The organism is Chryseobacterium gambrini (assembly GCF_900156825.1).
GTDB classification, from domain to species: Bacteria; Bacteroidota; Bacteroidia; order Flavobacteriales; family Weeksellaceae; genus Chryseobacterium; species Chryseobacterium gambrini.
Genome location: NZ_FTOV01000002.1, coordinates 106774 through 124146 on the forward strand (window position 1 = coordinate 106774; position 17373 = coordinate 124146).

18 protein-coding genes are annotated in these 17373 nt (G+C 33.0%); 11 read left to right on the forward strand and 7 right to left on the reverse strand.

All coding sequences use genetic code 11. The features are described 5' to 3' along the window. Window positions 1–2 precede the first annotated feature (2 nt). The 5 genes from BW951_RS03940 (at window position 3) to BW951_RS03960 (ending at window position 3180) form a co-directional block, all read left to right on the forward strand. Window positions 3–368 carry a hypothetical protein gene (locus BW951_RS03940; protein ID WP_076390645.1) on the forward strand — a complete coding sequence of 122 codons (366 nt, stop codon included), beginning with the start codon at window positions 3–5 and terminating at the stop codon, window positions 366–368. Between the two features lie 216 nt (window positions 369–584). Continuing rightward, window positions 585–929 carry a hypothetical protein gene (locus tag BW951_RS03945; RefSeq protein WP_076390646.1) on the forward strand — a complete coding sequence of 115 codons (345 nt, stop codon included), beginning with the start codon at window positions 585–587 and terminating at the stop codon, window positions 927–929. 631 nt (window positions 930–1560) lie between these two features. After that, window positions 1561–2022 carry a DUF7674 family protein gene (locus tag BW951_RS03950; RefSeq protein ID WP_076390647.1) on the forward strand — a complete coding sequence of 154 codons (462 nt, stop codon included), beginning with the start codon at window positions 1561–1563 and terminating at the stop codon, window positions 2020–2022. Window positions 2023–2212: 190 nt separating this feature from the next. Then, window positions 2213–2608, forward strand: coding sequence for a hypothetical protein (locus BW951_RS03955; RefSeq protein WP_139326094.1), 396 nt, complete (start codon window positions 2213–2215; stop codon window positions 2606–2608). Between the two features lie 230 nt (window positions 2609–2838). Continuing rightward, entirely contained in the window at window positions 2839–3180 is a 342-nt protein-coding gene (locus BW951_RS03960; protein ID WP_076390649.1) for a hypothetical protein, read from the forward strand. Window positions 3181–3384: 204 nt separating this feature from the next. Here the strand turns inward: BW951_RS03960 and BW951_RS03965 are convergent, their stop codons facing one another. After that, entirely contained in the window at window positions 3385–3720 is a 336-nt protein-coding gene (locus tag BW951_RS03965) for a DUF3276 family protein (RefSeq protein WP_002976288.1), read from the reverse strand. 99 nt (window positions 3721–3819) lie between these two features. Beyond that, window positions 3820–5481: an ABC transporter ATP-binding protein gene (locus BW951_RS03970; protein ID WP_076390650.1), complete on the reverse strand. Its 1662-nt coding sequence runs from the start codon at window positions 5479–5481 to the stop codon at window positions 3820–3822. Between the two features lie 91 nt (window positions 5482–5572). Between BW951_RS03970 and BW951_RS03975 the strand changes: the two genes are divergently transcribed. From BW951_RS03975 to BW951_RS03990, 4 genes are all read left to right on the forward strand, one after another. Further along, window positions 5573–6478, forward strand: coding sequence for a transcription antitermination protein NusB (locus BW951_RS03975; protein ID WP_076390651.1), 906 nt, complete (start codon window positions 5573–5575; stop codon window positions 6476–6478). Window positions 6479–6489: 11 nt separating this feature from the next. Continuing rightward, complete coding sequence (locus tag BW951_RS03980; protein WP_076390652.1) at window positions 6490–7005, forward strand: DUF1573 domain-containing protein; 516 nt, start codon at window positions 6490–6492, stop codon at window positions 7003–7005. A 4-nt stretch (window positions 7006–7009) separates the two neighbouring features. Next, the gene (gene yajC, locus BW951_RS03985; protein WP_076390653.1) at window positions 7010–7378 is read left to right on the forward strand and encodes a preprotein translocase subunit YajC; all 369 of its coding nucleotides are present in this window, start codon (window positions 7010–7012) and stop codon (window positions 7376–7378) included. 492 nt (window positions 7379–7870) lie between these two features. Further along, window positions 7871–8602, forward strand: coding sequence for an SDR family NAD(P)-dependent oxidoreductase (locus tag BW951_RS03990; protein ID WP_076390654.1), 732 nt, complete (start codon window positions 7871–7873; stop codon window positions 8600–8602). On the opposite strand, the gene BW951_RS03995 is transcribed toward BW951_RS03990, so the two are convergent. The 4 genes from BW951_RS03995 to ku all read right to left on the reverse strand — a co-directional run bounded on the left by BW951_RS03995 (window position 8603) and on the right by ku (window position 12523). After that, the gene (locus BW951_RS03995) at window positions 8603–9142 is read right to left on the reverse strand and encodes a hypothetical protein (protein WP_076390655.1); all 540 of its coding nucleotides are present in this window, start codon (window positions 9140–9142) and stop codon (window positions 8603–8605) included. 35 nt (window positions 9143–9177) lie between these two features. Continuing rightward, a complete protein-coding gene (gene ligD / locus BW951_RS04000; protein WP_076390656.1) occupies window positions 9178–11058 on the reverse strand; it encodes a DNA ligase D in 1881 nt (626 codons plus the stop codon). A 77-nt stretch (window positions 11059–11135) separates the two neighbouring features. Continuing rightward, a complete protein-coding gene (locus BW951_RS04005; protein ID WP_076390657.1) occupies window positions 11136–11738 on the reverse strand; it encodes a DNA polymerase ligase N-terminal domain-containing protein in 603 nt (200 codons plus the stop codon). Continuing rightward, complete coding sequence (gene ku / locus BW951_RS04010) at window positions 11738–12523, reverse strand: non-homologous end joining protein Ku (protein ID WP_076390658.1); 786 nt, start codon at window positions 12521–12523, stop codon at window positions 11738–11740. Before ku ends, BW951_RS04005 begins: the two co-directional genes overlap by 1 nt. Before the next feature lie 197 nt (window positions 12524–12720). On the opposite strand from ku, the gene BW951_RS04015 reads away from it, so the two are divergent. Next, entirely contained in the window at window positions 12721–14394 is a 1674-nt protein-coding gene (locus BW951_RS04015) for a helix-turn-helix transcriptional regulator (RefSeq protein WP_076390659.1), read from the forward strand. A 169-nt stretch (window positions 14395–14563) separates the two neighbouring features. Further along, window positions 14564–14890 carry a magnetosome magnetite crystal formation protein family gene (locus BW951_RS04020; RefSeq protein ID WP_076390992.1) on the forward strand — a complete coding sequence of 109 codons (327 nt, stop codon included), beginning with the start codon at window positions 14564–14566 and terminating at the stop codon, window positions 14888–14890. Between the two features lie 281 nt (window positions 14891–15171). On the opposite strand, the gene BW951_RS04025 is transcribed toward BW951_RS04020, so the two are convergent. Beyond that, the gene (locus BW951_RS04025) at window positions 15172–17337 is read right to left on the reverse strand and encodes a hypothetical protein (RefSeq protein WP_076390660.1); all 2166 of its coding nucleotides are present in this window, start codon (window positions 17335–17337) and stop codon (window positions 15172–15174) included. Window positions 17338–17373: the final 36 nt, after the last annotated feature.

Genomic DNA, 17373 nt, shown 5'->3' on the forward strand with positions numbered 1-17373 from the left:
AAATGGAAAGTTTAGAATTTATTTTTTATATAATCAAAAGAAGGAGTTTATTCTTTCTTGAAAATAGTAATGATTACTTTAGATATATTGATGGCTATATTTCAGGAAGTAAAAATGATCAATTATATGATTTTTTTAAAACATTTGAGGTATACTTGATTGAGCATAATAAATTAATAGGCTTTGAGAACAAACCGTTACATTTAGTTTTAAATTTTTTAACAATCTATAATTATGAAACACTAAATTTTTTAAATAGAGAATTAATTAATTTTTTAAGAGATGAAAAAACTCATAAACTCGAAATAATAAAAAAATATTCTGAGAAATATGATTTAACTACTTTAATCGAAAATTATCAAGATTAAGAATTTTCTTAAAGGTATGGATATCCCGATAGAGCCGATCCCCGATAGCAAGGATTTATACTCCGTGCCTGTAATAGAACCAAAACTTTGCAATCTGCAAAGTTTTGGTTTTTAAGAGGGCTTTCACAAAAAATGCAATTATAGAATCGTTAAAATGTAACTGATGTAGGAGTTTATTATTGGAATAAATATTCACTACCAGCAAAAAATAATATTATGACAAATGAATATTTTATCAAATTATATGAACCTTTAAATGAAGATGATTGGTATATAATTCAAACTAATAGGGGGTTTTACAGTATTAGGATAGGAGGAGTTAATGTTGAAAGAAAAATAAACATACATAGATATAAAATATTTTATGAAGATATTGAAGCGAAAATTAAACTAGCAGTTACTGATGGCGAATGGTCATATATAATTCTGTCAAATGGAAAGGTTCTTTGTTTTGGATCTAACTATGTTGATGAGGAGGGAATAAGTTTTGGTGCTGAGATTAGGAATTTGGAAGATTTCGATGACTCATTTTTCGCTGAGGATTTTTTTAATAGTATGTGAGACCCCATAGCGCGGATTTGTAATCCGTGCCTGTAATAACAACCAAAACTTTGTAATCTGCAAAGTTTTGGTTGTTAAGAGGGCTTTCAAAAAAATGCAATTATAGGATCTCTAAAATATTATCAGACATAAAAAGACTTACTATTTTTACATAGTTATTACATTAACTTTTAGAGCAGATGTAAATATAGGATGAGCAGAATAATGAGTGGTTACAAGAAATATACGTCAAAGAATAAATAGGGACAATACCATAAAATTATTATTTTAGCTTTGTAAGATTAGATAATACATTGATATTAAAATAGTTTTTATGAGATAGATGTAAGTCACGGATTACAAATCCGCGACATCCGATTAAACAAAAGATTCTTGGGCTTATTGAGAATGACAAACTGAAAAAGATTTTTTCTGAACTTCACAGAGAAAATGCAAAAATAGGTAATGGAGGAACTGCAGCTGCCGTTTTAGCCGAAGGAATTGGAGGAACGCATTGGAAAAAAGCACACGATTATGTACAAGGACTAAAAAATGTTATAATGAAAGGCGATCTAGATGAAGATGATTTGAAAGGAGCACATTATTTGCTCAATGAATTGAAAAATGCCATTAAAAATGCTAAATAAAAAAAATGGAAAAAGAATTAATTTTAAATTTATTTAACAGAATTCCGGATTTTAAAACAAAATTCGATTTAGATGATGATGATCCATTATTTATTGTTTTTGGAGGTTTAGGAACATATATCGAAGAGCTTCATAATTCAAAATATAAAATTGTTAAGTATAACATTAAGTCTGCAACTATTAAAAATGATCAAGACATATTAAATATAATTTTTAATTATTTAAGTGAGATTTTTAATAATGATGATCAAGAGATTCATAACCTTATAAATGTATCCGTTTGGGAAGTAATACCAACTTTGAAACATGGATATGTTATTGCCAAAGATTTCATGTCTGATTTGATGTATAGTGAATTTTTAAAAAATTATCCATACGAAAATCATAAAAATGATTGGGATAATGAGAATTATTATTCTGAGGAAGAATTACGAAGAATATTTGAACCCGATAGCGCGGATTTGTAATCCGTGCCTGTAATAGCAACCAAAACTTTACAATCTGCAAAGTTTTGGTTTTTAAGAGGGTTTTCACAAAAAATGCAATCAGATCAAGAATTAGATGATTATTTGGAATCGAGGGACGGAAGAGGAATAAGCAGATGGTTTAGTAATGGAAAACTAGAAGTTTCGGTTTAGATAACGGAATATGAGACAGATGAAAGCAAAAAATAAGTTTAAATTCCTATTCTTGTTCTTATTCTTATTGGAATGTAAAGAAAAGAGGGAACCGATTCCAATCGATGAAATAAAAGTTTATATATCACCAAAGTATGAAATAAGATTGGATAGATATGAAGGTTTTTTAGATTTTTCATATGATTGTGATGTATTAAAAGAAAAGAAGAAGTTTTCAGAAAGCTATAAGAAGATGATATATATTCTTAACAAAAAAAAATGGAAATATGATTTTATAAGTGTTGAACATATTCAAGGTTGTACACAACTGAATCAAGACTTAAAAAAAGATTTTATAGAATTAAACAAAAGAATTTATAATAATAAAGTAAAATTTAATTATGAAGATGGTGTATTATTTATAATACCCCAATAGCGCGGATTTGTAATCTGTGTATGCAATAGAACCGCGACATCCGATGAAAAAAGTGTTATGTAAGTCCCTTATAGAACTCTAACTACAGGTTTTAATTTAGTTACCAGATATGATGTAGGAGTTTCAAGAACATATACTATTTATATAAAAAACAATTTAATGATGCTCCATCATCGATTGGTAAATGGCTTTAGAAAAATATTAAATCTCCTCTTCAATTTAATTAAATTATGAAACGAAAAATAGGGTTAATTATCTGTTTAATAATTGTACTGATTTTTTTTCTTTTAATGAATCGCATAGATAAGCAAAGTTTTGCAAAAGAATTGGCTGAAGAAGAATGTGTTCTTGTTGTACAAAATCCTCCTTTGTTATATACCTCAGTATCGTTTAAAGTGGAGGGCTACAACCCGATAACTAAGAAACCTTGCGAGTGTAATCACTATAATAGATGGTGGAGTTCATATAAAAATGAAATAGAAGTTGGTGATACTATTGTGAAGAAGAAAGGCGAGTTGGTTTTTAGCATCCATAAAAAAGATAGTATTATTAGCCATAAATATAGGCTCTAATAATCAAAAAAACCGATAGCGCGGATTTGTAATCCGTGCCTGTAATATAAGAATCCGTCTCACAGCTATTTGTGTGGCGGATTTTAGATTTTAGGTAATTTATTTTCCTCAGGAAAAAGAAAAATATGCTCTGCTCAGATAAAATACATAAGCACAAAAAAAGCACCCTTTTTCAGATGCTTGTGTTTTTAGAATTATTCTTTTTTAAACTTCGTCGTCAGAATCGATGGTGTAAGATCTGCTTTTGAAGTCTTTGTCGTGTTTTTCTGATATTACATCCTCACCCTTCTCGTTAATGATGAAATCTGTGGACTCATTAAACATCTCCTGAAAACTCTTAAAATCTTCCTTGTAAAGGTAAATTTTATGCTTCTCGAATGTAGCTTCTCCATTCTCTCCGAAATTCTTCTTACTTTCTGTAATCGTAAGATAATAATCTCCTGCTTTCGTCTCGCGCACATCAAAGAAATAAGTTCTTCTCCCTGCTTTTAACACCTTCGTGAAAATTTCATTTTCATGGCGTTCCTTGTATTCACTCATTGTTAGATATTTTTTAATCTTGTTAAGAACAAATATAAAAGTTTTCTTTTAATCACAAAATTTTTTTTATGATTTATTTAACATTTGTGAACGATTCTGCTATGCGGTTACGGAATTGTTAATTTCGGTTAAGTTAAGGATCTTATCAGCACGCTGTGCGCTAGACTCTCTGTGTGTGATGATTATAGAGGTCGCATTACGGATTTTACGGTCTATATTTTCAAGAATGTTCTGTTCTGTTTCAGTATCTAAAGCAGACAGGGAATCATCAAAAATAATGATGTTCGGATCTTTAATCAGAGCTCTGGCAATACAGATTCGCTGTTTCTGACCTCCGGAAAGCATTACACCACGCTCTCCAACCATAGTTTTGTACTGTTCCTTGAACTCAACAATATTTTTATCAACATCAGCAATTTTGGCATATTCCACCACTTTTTCGTGAGAAGGTCTGTCGATGGCAAAACCGATGTTGTTTTCAATAGAATCTGAGAACAGATAACTTTCCTGAGGAATATATCCGATGAAATTTCTGTAGTTTTCTAAATTATGTTCTTTTAAATTTTTACCGTCAATTAAAATTTCACCTTCAGTAGGATCAATCAAACGGCAGAGAAGCAATGCAATCGTAGATTTTCCGCTTCCTGTTTTTCCCATGATCGCCAAAGATTCTCCGGCTTTCAGAGTAAAACTTAGATTATCCAGAGCTCTGATTCCTGTATTCGGATAGACATAAGAAACATTTCGGAACTCAATATCGCCTTTAATTTCATATTTGTCGAAGTTTTTATTAACGATTTCAGATTTTTTATCCATGAATTCGTTAATTCTCTGCATGGAAGCTTCTGCTCTCTGATTCACCGAAGTTACCCAACCAACCATTGAGAAAGGAAAAATAAGCGTATTGATGTACATGAAAAAGTCGGCAATTTTACCAATGCTTAATTCTCCGGCAATGTATTTCTGTCCGCCGATCCAGATAATGGCAACATTCAGCAAACCGATAACGAATAAAATAATCGTAAAGAAATAAGCTTCCGTTTTTGCCAGATCCAAAGCTTTGTTCTGATAGTCGGTTACCTTAGTACCATAATTTTTTTTGATATAATTTTCCCTTGCAAAAAACTTCACCACGCGGATTCCCGAAAAACTGTCCTGTACAAAAGTAGAAATCGCCGACTGGCTTTTCTGCATGATCTTCGATTTCTGATTGATGATTGAGCTTACTTTATAAATCGCAAAGGATAAAATAGGAAGGGGAAGCAAAGTCCAGAGCGTCATAGAAACATCCGTAGTAAGCATATAAATTGCGGTAATTACCACAAGAACGATCAGATTGGCAACATACATTACGCCCGGGCCGAGATACATCCTTACTGCAACCACATCTTCACTTAAACGGTTCATTAAATCTCCGATCGTGGTTTGTTTATAATCCGTTAAAGATAAATCCTGATAATGTCTGTAAATTTTATTTTTAAGTTCATATTCTATTCTTCTTGAAGCCACAATAATCGTCTGTCGCATCATGAAAGTGAAAAATCCGGTGAGTAAAGAACAGCCGACAATAATCGCAACATACACTAAAACCTGTCTGTTGAAGCCTAAATTTCCGTTTTTCGTAAGCTCGTCTACAGATTTTCCTACATACTGTACCTTATATATATTGAAAAAATTACTTGCAATGATGAATAATACTCCCCAGAACAACAATATTTTGTGCTTCCAGAAATAGGGGTTTAATGTTTTTAGCGCTTTCATAAAGTTTCACAAAATTACAAAAATCACCTCAGACTACGAATTTCATAAATTTTAAATTTCGTATCTTTGCACCCATAAAAAAGCTCTTTGAATGTTAGGAAGACGACAAATCCGTGAAAAAGTAGTACAGACTGTGTATTCTTATTACCAGAATCCTGTAAAGTTTGATGTATTAGAGAAAAATATGTTCGCCGGAATAGAGAAAATCTATCATCTCTACATCTACCAGTTGAACTTTTTGGTTGCACTGAAAGAACTGGCGGAAAACCAGATTGAAATCGGTAAAAACAAATACATCAAAACCGATGCTGAGATTAATCCTAACCAAAAATTCATCAACAATCAAGTTTTAATTAAATTGGAAGAAAATCCTGAGAGATTATTTTTCACAGGACAGCACAAGCAATTGAAATGGGACCTGCATGATGATCTTTTGGTAAAAACTTTCCAGAGAATGTCTGCCGGAAAGCGTTATCAGGATTTTATGAAAGAAGAAGGATATTCTTTTGAAGAAGATCAGAAGTTTATCGGGAAATTATTTTTAAGATACATTGCTGAAAACGACGATTTCCATGATTATCTGAGCGATAAAGAACTTTCATGGTATGATGATATCCACATTGCGAATTCAATGGTACAGAAAACCATCGGTTTCCTGAAAGAAGATGAAGAAAGCCGTACCTTAATTAAAATGATTAAAGATGAAGACGATAAAACTTTCGCGATGAAACTTCTTAGAAACACGTTGGACAGTTGGGAAAACAATGAAAAGAAACTGGAAGAAAGACTGGAAAACTGGGATCTTGAAAGAGTTTCTCTCATGGATAAAGTCATTTTATCGACGGCAATGGCGGAACTGGACAATTTTCCTTTCACCCCTTCAAGAGTCATCATTAATGAATATATCGAGATTGCAAAAGTTTTTGCTACCGACCGTTCAAACATTTTCATTAATGGAATTTTAGATAAATATTGTAAAGATTTAAACAGAATATAAATTATCTTCATATGAAAAAGACATTATCCATCATTGCTTTGTCTGTCATAGGCTTTGGATTCGTTTCCTGCAAAAAAGAAAATAAAGAGGTTACAGGAACAGAAACTGCTGCAACAGATTCTACTGCAGCTTCAATGCCTGCAACAACGGGAGACTCTGCTGCTGTAGCTCCGGTTTCGGGAGAAACAACTGCTGCTCTGGCTTCCAATCAGCCACTCACTACGGTTGCCCTTTCTGAAAGCAATTTCGATTTCGGAAAAATTAAAAAAGGCGATAAAGTAGAGCACGTTTACGAAATTACCAATACCGGAACAAATCCTTTGATCATCTCTGAAGTAAAGCCGGGATGCGGATGTACAGCTCCTGATTTTACAAAAGAACCGATTATGCCGGGTAAAAAAGGAAAAATTACACTGCACTTCGATTCTACAAACTTCGACGGAAATGTTAACAAATTTGCTGATGTTTTCGCAAACGTAGAAAAAGCTCCGATCCGAATTAATTTCACAGCTAATATTCAACCATAAGATCATGAATTTATTATCCATATTTTTACAGGCACAGCCACAAGGTGGCGGAGGAATGATGATGATCATGATGGGAGTGATGGTGGTAGGTTTCTACTTCCTGATGATCAGACCTCAGATGAGAAAGCAGAAGCAGGAGAAAAACTTTCAGGAAACTCTGAAAGTGGGAACAAGAGTGGTTCTTACTTCCGGACTTCACGGAAGAATTGCTCAGGTTCAGGAGGATGGTTTTGTTATCGAAACATTATCAGGAAAGCTGAAATTCGAAAAAGCTGCCGTTTCCAGAGAGTTTACGGAAGCGCGTTTTGGAGATAAATCCAAGACTTCTGATAAAGCGGAGGACAAAAAAGAAATCGAAACTGAGAAAAAGTAATTTTCAGTTTTTAAAATATTTCGTTTCGGCGGGGTGAGCAAAGCTCACCCCGCCGAAACTTTTTTATATGAATATTTTTCGATTTTAATATCCGGAAAGGTTATCATTCGTATGAATCTAAGCTGCAATTATTTTTAACGTAGGATTGTCATTCTGACCGCAGCGAAGCGGAGAGAAGAATCCACCTTAATAATCTTAACTTCTCAACTAAAATCTTAATGGTAAAAATTAGATTTCTCCTTCGTCGAAATGACAGGAGAGCATTTAGCAATTGTGTTTATTCGTGAAAACCATTTGTGCAATTCGTGTTTAAAAAAACTCTGAAAAAATCAAAAGCGAAGCTTCTACCTTAATAATCTTAACTCCTCAACTAAAATCTTAACGGTTTAAAAAATAGATTTTTCCTTCGTCGAAATGACAAAAATGGCGGTAAATCTTTGTGCCATTAGTGAAAATCTTTGTGTTATTTGTGGTTTAAACTATCTTTGCCCCATGAATCAAAACACAAACAAAACCGTTCTCATTTTAGGCGCCAATTCCGATGTCGCGAAACAGGCAGCGAAACAATACGTTGAAAAAGGATTTTCCGTTATTGCCGCTTCCCGAAATACAAACTCTTTAGAACAATTTGTTTCAGAACACAATCTGAATTCCAAAGTGAAAGTTTTACCTTTCGATGCTGTTGATTTTGATTCTCATCAGAAATTTTATGATGAGCTTCCTGTAAAACCTCATATTGTGGTGTATGCAGCAGGTTTTTTAGTGGATAATGAAACCGCTTTGATAGACTTCAAAGGAGCTCAGCAAATGATGCTGGTCAATTATATGGGAGCTGTTTCTATTCTGAATATTATTGCAAAGGATAAGAACAATAAAAATCTGGAAAGAATTATCGGATTATCTTCGCTTTCGGGAGTTCGCGGGAGAAAAAGCAATTTTGTTTACGGCAGTACAAAAGCTGCTTTTACCACGTATTTAGCTGGCTTAAGACAGGAATTGGCTTCAAGAAATATAAAAGTCAATGCTTTGGTGATTGGCTACATCCGTACAAAAATCAATGAAGGCTTACAGTTGAATGAATCTTTAATGATGGAGCCTGATTATGTGGCAAAACATATCGTAAACGCAGGAAATTCTTTCACCATTGTTCCGAATTTCAAATGGAAAATCATTTATCTGATTTTGAAAATGCTGCCTGAAAGTTTGGTAGCGAAACTTCCTTAACTACTTCTTTAAATTAGAATATTTTTGAAGATAATCAATTATAATTTTAAATTGATCTATAGTGATTTCAGATTTATGTGTGATATAATATAAATTATTAATTGGAGAAATTAAAATGTAATCATCTAATATTATATAGGAAGTATTTTCCCAAACAGACATTATTGTGGTAAATGGATTTTTAAATTCTATATATTCGCTATTTAAAATTATAAAATGTGATTCATTTTTTTGCTTATATTTTTTGATTATTTTATCAACCTCTATCTGAAATCTTTTCTTGAATGTAAAGTATTGATAAATCAATAAGAATATATATCCTATATAAAGAAATCCAAAATATTTAAAAATATAAGGAAAAGCACTTTTGTCGAAATTTTGTAGAGGTAAAAAACCAATAGTTAAAAAAATGATAGCATAAATTATAGCTTTTTTTAGTTCTCTAAAGTTTTTTTTCCAAACATATTTAAAATAAAAATTCTGATTTTCTCTTTCTAATTTTTCATTAAAAATAAACTCAATAATATTATTCTGATTCATCGATTATTAGTATTATTAGCGCAAAAGTATGGAAATTACTCAACATCCCCCAACAATTCCAGCGCCTTCATCATATCAATTCCCTTTCCCAGAACAGGTTTAAACAAATCTCCCTTTTCTTTAATTCTGTCTAAAGCATTGTGAATGTTGAAATCTGTAGGTTGTAAGCCTTTTTTCAGTTCTTCCCATTCCAGAGGCATCGAGACAGATGCTCCTTCTTTTGGACGCAAACTGTAAGCACTTGCTAAAGTCTGTCCGGTTCTGTTTTGAAGATAATCGAGGTAGATTTTCTTGTTGTCACGCTTTTGTAAGCTTCTTTCCAGTGTCGTGAGTTTTGGCAATTTTTCATTGACTTGTTTCATTAAAAGGTGCGCAAAATCTTTCACCTGGTCAAAATCGTATTTTCCGCCCATCGGAATATAAATGTGAATTCCCGTGCTTCCGGAAGTTTTGCAGTATCCGTCGATTTTTACAGATTCTAAAACTTCATTTACCTGCAAAGCGGTTTCAATAACCTCATCAAACGTATTTTTTTTCGAAGGATCGAGGTCTAAAACCAAAAAGTCAGGGTGATCGAGATCGGGAAGTGAAGAATTCCACGGATTCATATCAATACAGCCTAAATTGTTTAAATAAGCCAAAGTAGCTTTGTCGTTACAATAAATATAATCGATGTCTTTGTCATTCGATTCCGAGTAAACCTTCGTTGTTTTAACCCAGTCCGGAATACTGTCACCTGCATCTTTCTGATAAAAATTCTGCTCTTCGATTCCGTTCGGAAAGCGGTTTAGCGAAAGCGGACGGTTTTTAAGATGAGGTAAAATATACGCTGCAACCGACTGGTAATATTCAATGACATCTCCTTTTGTAATGCCATCTTTTGGGAAATATATTTTGTCCTGATTGGTCAGTTTTACTTTGTGCCGGTTTAGCGTTATTTCTTGTTCGTTTTCAGACGATTTTACTTTTTTTTGAATTGCCATTGTCGTTGTTTTTGCTTGGGAAATAGTTTCTGTTTCTTCGGAAGTATTTTTAACGTCTTCAGGGTTTTTGTCTTCTCTGAGCGCGATAAAAACAGGATGTCTGAAAATTCCGTCTTTGGTAATTTCAGAATATTTTATTTCGCAGACCAGTTCAGGTTTTGTCCACGTCACCGGCATATTGGTTTTGGGTTTGATCTCGAATGGGGAAGTTGTAACGGTAATCTTTTCTAATTTCTGAAGTATTTCATGGATTAATTCGCGGTTAAATCCTGTTCCTGTATGTCCGCTGTACGTAAGCTTTCCGTCAATATATTTTCCTAAAATCAATGCTCCGAAACCTTCTCTCGAACCTCGTGGTTCTGTAAATCCACAAATAATGGCTTCTTCAGTATTGGTAAATTTTATTTTCAGCCAGTCTGAACTTCGGTGATTTTCTACATAAATGCTGTTGGCTTTTTTAGCAATCATCCCTTCAAGCTTCATTTTTTTCATTTGATTAAAAAATTCGATCCCTTTTTCCGGAACGTGATCACAATATCTGATGACATCGGTTTCCACTAAAGCTTCTTTTAAAAGTTCTTTCCGCTGAATCAACGGCAGTTCTTCGGTAGAGTGACCATTCAGCCATAAAATATCAAAAACCTGATAGGTGAGAGCCAGATTTGGATTGTCACCGATCTGCTGAAGCCATTGGAAATTAGGTTTTCCGTTTTCATCGTAGGCAACAATTTCACCGTCAAGAATCATATGATGAATCTGATTTTCAAAATCCCGTGATATTTTTTCAAATTTTGAAAAGAAAGAGATCCCATTTCGGGAGTAGAAGAGAGTTTGATCGGTGCTTAAATCGGCAACAGCACGATAACCGTCCCACTTGATTTCAAATAGCCAATCTTCATCATCAAAAGCCCCTTCATGCGGTTTTGCCAACATGGGTTTGATGAAATTTTCAAGCCTTTTTTCGTCAACTAACGAATTGTACAGTTTGAATTTGGGCTTTGTTTCTGAGGTTATGACTTTTTTTTGCTGCTTTTGAGGCTTTTTTTTTCCTCTAAAAATTTTGTGACCTGAGAATTTTTTGCGGTATTTTCCTCTGCATCATAATCACTTTCGGCGAAGTCATCTTTATGTTTGATTAACAGCCATGAATTTTCTTCCGTATTTTTCATTTTTACCAAAGCAAATTCGCCTTTCAGCTTTTTTCCGTGAAGGATAAATTTTAACGATCCGGCGTGAAGCTCTTTTAGCAGTTCTTTTTCGTCAGAAAGTTTGGAATGGTTGTCAAGAGCTTCATACGTTCCGCTGTCCCAGATTTCCACCTGTCCGGCTCCGTAATTTCCTTCCGGAATATTTCCTTCAAAGTCTTTGTAATCGTAGGGATGATCTTCCACCATCATGGCAAGACGTTTGTCTTTAGGATCCAGTGAAGGACCTTTCGGAACTGCCCAGCTTTTCAGAACGCCATCCATTTCAAGACGGAAATCATAATGCAGTCGTGATGCAGCGTGTCGCTGAATCACAAAAATAAGCTGATCTTTGCTCTTTTTGGTTTTTCCTTTCGGTTCGCTGGTTTCGTCGAATTTCCGCTTTTGGTTGTAATCTTTTAGAGCCATTATGATGCGTTTTTAGATTTAGTATTCTGTAAACTGGCTTTTAGCTGCGCCATCAGATCAATTACTTTTCCTTCTTTTGCAGGTTCGGCTTTTTTCGTTTTGGTGTTCTTACCTTTCGCTTTCTGTTTGATGATCTTCATTAAAGCTTCAGAATACGTGTCTTTGTACATTTCAGGATCAAATTCCTGCGAAAGCTGTTCGATGAGGTTCACCGCCATTTTTAATTCAGCAGGTTTCGGAGCTTTCGCCGCCGGAATTTTAAGATCTCCGTAATCTCTGATTTCTTGTGCGAATCTCAATCGGTTTAAAACCAACACTTCATTGTTATAAGGGCGGATCATTCCGATGGCTTCACTTTCGCGCAGAACAAATGTTCCTACTCCCACCATTTCTGTTTTTGCTAAAGCTTTCAGCAAAAGTCGATAGGCATTTTCCCCATTTTTCTGAGGTTCGAGATAGTACGGATTTTCAAAATAAACAGAATCTACTTCACTTTCTTTTACAAACTGATCGATGGAAAGGATTTTGGATTTTTCAGGACTTGCGGCTTCATAATCTTCTTCATCCAGAATAATGTATTTGTCGTCCATAAGATATCCTTTTACAATATTTTCCCATTTCACTTCTTTGCCTGTATTTTCGTTCACTCTTTTAAATCTGATATTCGAAAAATCAGACTTATCAAGCATATCCAAATCAAGTTTTGTGGTTTCGGTAGCAGAATATATTTTGACAGGAATATTGACTAATCCAAAGCCAATGGCGCCGTTCCAGATTGCCTTCATTGTACTTTTTTTTCGGTAAAAAGTACAATGATTGTGCCGTGTAACTGTCGTTTGATATTTTAAATAATTACAATTGAGTTATTTATGTTTTTTTAGGAGCAGGTTATGTAAGAAATACTCCGTTAGAATCCGGAAGTATAATATTACCTTTACTGTAACATTTATTTAATCACAGCAAGATATATCTGTAAAATTCCATGAAATTTAAACTAATCACAGTATTTTTTTTATTCTTATTTCAGACGTTGCTTTTAGCACAGAACGAAAAAGCTATTGATATTTTTAACAACAGAAACGAAGATTTAAACCAAGCAGTAAAAGAGTTATCTGTATTAAAAAAATCTGCGAAATCTAATGAGAGCCAACTGCTTCTGAATTCTTTACTGGCATTAACCTACATTACCAAAAAAGATTACGAATCTGCGAAAAAGTATATTACCGAAGCTGAAAAATTTTCTAATACAAATGGGAGTTCTTCAGGAGAAGCCTATTACAATTTTGCGACAGGAAAGCTGTACATGATCCTGGAGATTAATGACAAGTCAATTAATTATTTTTTAAAGAGTTTCAGGCTTTTCAAGCTGAATGAAAATTTTGCAATGGCAAGTGATGCAGGAGTCTCTGTTTTCTATATTTCCAATTATAAGGATGTGAAAATTTTGAACGAATCTCTTGAACTGGCGGATCGAAGCAAAGATGTGGGAGCAATTATTAATGCCAGATGCGGATTTGCCAATTATATGAAGAATGATTTTAATACTAACCGGGCTTCAAAATACAATTCGGATCAGCTTTTAAAATATCTACAGGAAACGGCAGATCTGATACAGAATGAAAATGAAACCACCCAGAAATTTGCTTTAGCATCATTATATTTTAATTACGGATATAATTTGCTTTTTTATAAGAAAAATCCGGAAGGCGATGTTTATCTTAATAAAGCATTAAAGCTTGCTAAAAAGTATAACTATCTGTCCATATACAGGAATTATTACGGCGCAAAAGGAGATATTCTTCTGGAAGAGAATAGAATAGATGAAGCTAAAGCTTTTTTTTATAGGGGATTGAAGGAAGCACAGGAAATGCCTTATCCGGATGCTGTTACAGAGCTTTTATTTTATGATGATCTGAAGAAAATCGCAGCGACGCAAAAAGATTGGGAAGAATTCTACAGGATCGACCAGCTTTTTCAGGCTGCAAGTAAGAAAGCAAACGATGAAAATGTAAACAAAGCGATACAAAACAGCATTATAAAATATGAAATGAAAGAAAAGGAAGAGAAAATAGAAACTCTGACTTCTAAAAATTTCAACCAGAGAATCTACATCCTGATCATGATTGTTGTGATGGTATTAATGCTGATCATCTGGTTTCAGTATCAGAAGAATAATAAGCTGAAAATGCATCTTATTTCGGAGAAAAATAAGCAATTAGAGATTGAGAGAAATCAGGTTCGTAAAGAATTAATCGGCAGTGTGCTTCATCTTGAAAAGAAAAATGAAATTTTGAATAATCTTAAAGAAAAACTGATGGAAAAAAAATCTGCCGCGCCTTCTGTCATAGATCATCAGATTTTTAAAGCGATAGACGAAGGGATTTTGGTAGATGATGATTTTGAAAAGTTCAGATCTAATTTCAATACCATTTATCCTGAATTTTTCAATAAATTATTGGATAAAGCCAACCAGAATCTTACTCAACTGGATTTAAAATATTGTGGTTTTATTTTGATGAAACTTTCCACCAAAGAAATTGCATCCCAGATGAATGTTGAGCCCAAAAGTATAAGAATGGCGCGTTACAGAATAAAGCAGAAGCTTAATCTGGGGAAAGACGAAGATCTGGATCAGTTTATACAGCAGCTTTCTTAATTGTAATTGGTTTAAAATAAACGTGTTAAATTTATTGTAGACGCTTTGTAGACGTTTTTAATTTCCTCATAGACACTTTATAGACACTCAAAATTGCTGTTGTTGATTTGCCGATAATATCTTTGCCGGGTTGAAAATAATTTTATTCAGAAATTTAAAAACTCAAAACATGAACAACAAAGTTTTAGCAATTATTTCGTATATCACCCTTGTCGGATGGCTTATCGCATTTTTTTTAAGAGACAAATCGCAAAAAGACAGGCTGGTTAATTTTCATCTCAGCCAGAGTTTGGGATTGGCAATTGTTTCCACGTTATTTAATATTGCGCTGACGATAGTTGCTGCTATTGTTCCGTCATTGCACTTTTTAGGTTACATTGGCTATTTATTCTTTATTTTAATGATTTTGGGAATAATAAATGCCGCAAATGAAAAAGAAACGCCATTACCGCTTATCGGTAATATGTTTGTAAATAAATTTTCTTTTATCAATTAAAAATTCATTTCTTCACAAAGACTGAAAAATCTTTTTATTCTCTATAAAAAGATTTTCAGTTTTTGCAAAAGCTTTCTTATAGCTGTTTAAAATACACCTATTACATCAACATAATAATCATCCTCATAAACAAGCGGAGAAAAAACCAATAGAGGTCAGAAGAAATTCAGACCTTTTTATTTTTATGGATCAGCAGTAATGTTGAAGGATTTAAATTGTTCCTTTTTATATTGATTTTTGTTGTCTGTAAGGGTTGTATTGTTTGATGAATATTTGATGGTTTATTTTGAATTTATTTCTCTGTAAACAAGAACTTTATCGATGTAGTAGCCATAATTGAATGAAACGATCTTGGAGTGTTCTTTTCTAAGTAATTTTTTATCTTTTAAATATTTTCTCCATTCCCAAGCCCGGTCGGAAGGTGGACAAATGTACATTCCTGCAGAATTACAAATTTTATCCGGATAACCTAATGTTGTATTTTGATCTGATTCTAAAAGTTTAACAATAGCGCCAACTTCATTTTCAAGTTCCTGACTGCCAGTGAAAGGTGTCACAATATCGAATTTCAGAATTTCATAAATTTTATCGTAATCTAAACTTTCATCCTGGTTTTTATAATCAATTCCTGCAAGATCAAGATAATATTTATAAAGCTCTTTTTCCGTATGTGATTGATAGACGGATAAAAATTGGTCTCTTACTTTTTTATCTTTCCAGTTTTCAATTACAAAAAAGCCGAAATCTCTTTCAAACATTGAATATTTGTTATTGTAGCTATTTTCTTTGAAATTTAATTTTTCTAAAATCTGTAATGCTTCAGGAATCTGTGAATACCCCACTTTTGAAAAAAGTTTTAAGATTTTATATTCAAAATCATCACTGTCTTTTGCTGTAACCTTTATTTTTTCAGTCTCATCTTTCAGATCAACTTTTTCACTGTTAAAGTTTCCACCGGATATTTTTTGAGGCGAAATGGGATAGTCAAAACTTTTCAGACACATTTTTTTCGCATTTTCTATTTGAAAAACAATATCGGGATCTTCTGATTTAATTTTATCTAAAAGTTTTATCACATCATTTCCGTTTCCTGTGAATTTAAAAAGATAATAATTAACATTTCCGTTAATGCCAATTCTTCCGTATAATAAAGATTTTTTTAGGTACAATTCTAACTGCTTTTCATCATTGAGAATTGTATCCCAGTTTTTAGTATAATAAATGTCTAAAATTCGTGAAACAGATTCTGATAATTTGGGTCTTTTTTCATAAATCAAGGACCAATATTCTAATGGAGGGATATCCTGTAAATTAAGATGGTCTATTAAATAGTTTTCGTACTCCCTTCTTTCTTTAAAAGAAATCTTCGAACTTAATTTTTCAATGTGCGTATGAAGGTCTTTTGTTCCCTGAAAATCGATATTTTTTTGTCTATAATACAATGTAAGAAGGGATAGCTGGCTAAGAAATCTATAGGGAAACATTGGAATAATAGGATTAGTACTGCTAAGAATGTTTCTTTCTTTTTCTGCACTAATTTCGTTTACTCTTTTAGTGTCGCTTTGCGAAAGCTTAATGAATGTATTTAAAGCAATGGAGTCATTATCATTGTAGAGTTCTTCAAAAAGATTCGTGATATCGTCTATCTGTTTAGATTTCAAAGACTTATTGATGAAACAATGGGATGAATTGTCCCAAACAAAGTTTTTGTAATTTTTTGTAAAATAAATAAGCAGGTTAAGGATTGCTTTGTTATCAAAATTAGAATCATCAGTCTCCCATACTCTGTAATCATTTCTTCCGACAGAACCAATATCTTTGTGAATCAGCAATTTTAAAAGCTCCGGAAAATCTTCCTGATCTCGATTGAAAAAGTTAAATTTATCTCTTAAACGATAAAATTCTTCACAAATTTTTACAAGAGATTCGGGATTGTTCTGGCGTATTAAAACATCAATTCCTCTTGCTTTTATCCAATCTTTAGTGATGATTTCAGAGCGTCTTTTAATAAGTTTCTGTAGTTTTGCAATTGGCAGCTCCCGAAATTCTATGAAATCTTTTCTGTCTTTGAGAGGGGTAATATAAAATGTTTTTAATTCTGGAGAATACTTAATTTTGTTTTCGTTCTTTTTAAAGAAATCAGAATAAGTTTCAGAATTTTTTATTTCTTCAAGATTAATTGCCTGCTCAGGAAAAATGAAATTTTCTTCAATAACTCTTTTTGCAAGATAGAATTCTTCAGTTTCATGATAATGATGTCCAAGATATTCTGCCAGTTTTTTTGAGCTGTCAAAATAAGGCGTTAGTTCATAGAGAGCTTTTTTGTCACCTTTCTCAATTCTTAATTTTAGTTTATAAATTTCACTTTCATAATATTGTCCTTCTGCATATTGACAATTGAATAAATGGATAAAAAATAAAAAGAATAGTGGTATTAGTTTTTTCATGACAAAAAGAAATGGTTCTTTTATTAACGAGATGTA

Bases quoted from the DNA above. Each gene is read 5' to 3' on its own strand.
- BW951_RS03940 (WP_076390645.1), top strand. From the start codon at position 3: ATGGAAAGTTTAGAATTTATTTTTTATATAATCAAAAGAAGGAGTTTA.
- BW951_RS03945 (WP_076390646.1), top strand. From the start codon at position 585: ATGACAAATGAATATTTTATCAAATTATATGAACCTTTAAATGAAGAT.
- BW951_RS03950 (WP_076390647.1), top strand. From the start codon at position 1,561: ATGGAAAAAGAATTAATTTTAAATTTATTTAACAGAATTCCGGATTTT.
- BW951_RS03955 (WP_139326094.1), top strand. From the start codon at position 2,213: ATGAAAGCAAAAAATAAGTTTAAATTCCTATTCTTGTTCTTATTCTTA.
- BW951_RS03960 (WP_076390649.1), top strand. From the start codon at position 2,839: ATGAAACGAAAAATAGGGTTAATTATCTGTTTAATAATTGTACTGATT.
- BW951_RS03965 (WP_002976288.1), bottom strand. From the start codon at position 3,720: ATGAGTGAATACAAGGAACGCCATGAAAATGAAATTTTCACGAAGGTG.
- BW951_RS03970 (WP_076390650.1), bottom strand. From the start codon at position 5,481: ATGAAAGCGCTAAAAACATTAAACCCCTATTTCTGGAAGCACAAAATA.
- BW951_RS03975 (WP_076390651.1), top strand. From the start codon at position 5,573: ATGTTAGGAAGACGACAAATCCGTGAAAAAGTAGTACAGACTGTGTAT.
- BW951_RS03980 (WP_076390652.1), top strand. From the start codon at position 6,490: ATGAAAAAGACATTATCCATCATTGCTTTGTCTGTCATAGGCTTTGGA.
- yajC (WP_076390653.1), top strand. From the start codon at position 7,010: ATGAATTTATTATCCATATTTTTACAGGCACAGCCACAAGGTGGCGGA.
- BW951_RS03990 (WP_076390654.1), top strand. From the start codon at position 7,871: ATGAATCAAAACACAAACAAAACCGTTCTCATTTTAGGCGCCAATTCC.
- BW951_RS03995 (WP_076390655.1), bottom strand. From the start codon at position 9,142: ATGAATCAGAATAATATTATTGAGTTTATTTTTAATGAAAAATTAGAA.
- ligD (WP_076390656.1), bottom strand. From the start codon at position 11,058: ATGTTGGCAAAACCGCATGAAGGGGCTTTTGATGATGAAGATTGGCTA.
- BW951_RS04005 (WP_076390657.1), bottom strand. From the start codon at position 11,738: ATGGCTCTAAAAGATTACAACCAAAAGCGGAAATTCGACGAAACCAGC.
- ku (WP_076390658.1), bottom strand. From the start codon at position 12,523: ATGAAGGCAATCTGGAACGGCGCCATTGGCTTTGGATTAGTCAATATT.
- BW951_RS04015 (WP_076390659.1), top strand. From the start codon at position 12,721: ATGAAATTTAAACTAATCACAGTATTTTTTTTATTCTTATTTCAGACG.
- BW951_RS04020 (WP_076390992.1), top strand. From the start codon at position 14,564: ATGAACAACAAAGTTTTAGCAATTATTTCGTATATCACCCTTGTCGGA.
- BW951_RS04025 (WP_076390660.1), bottom strand. From the start codon at position 17,337: ATGAAAAAACTAATACCACTATTCTTTTTATTTTTTATCCATTTATTC.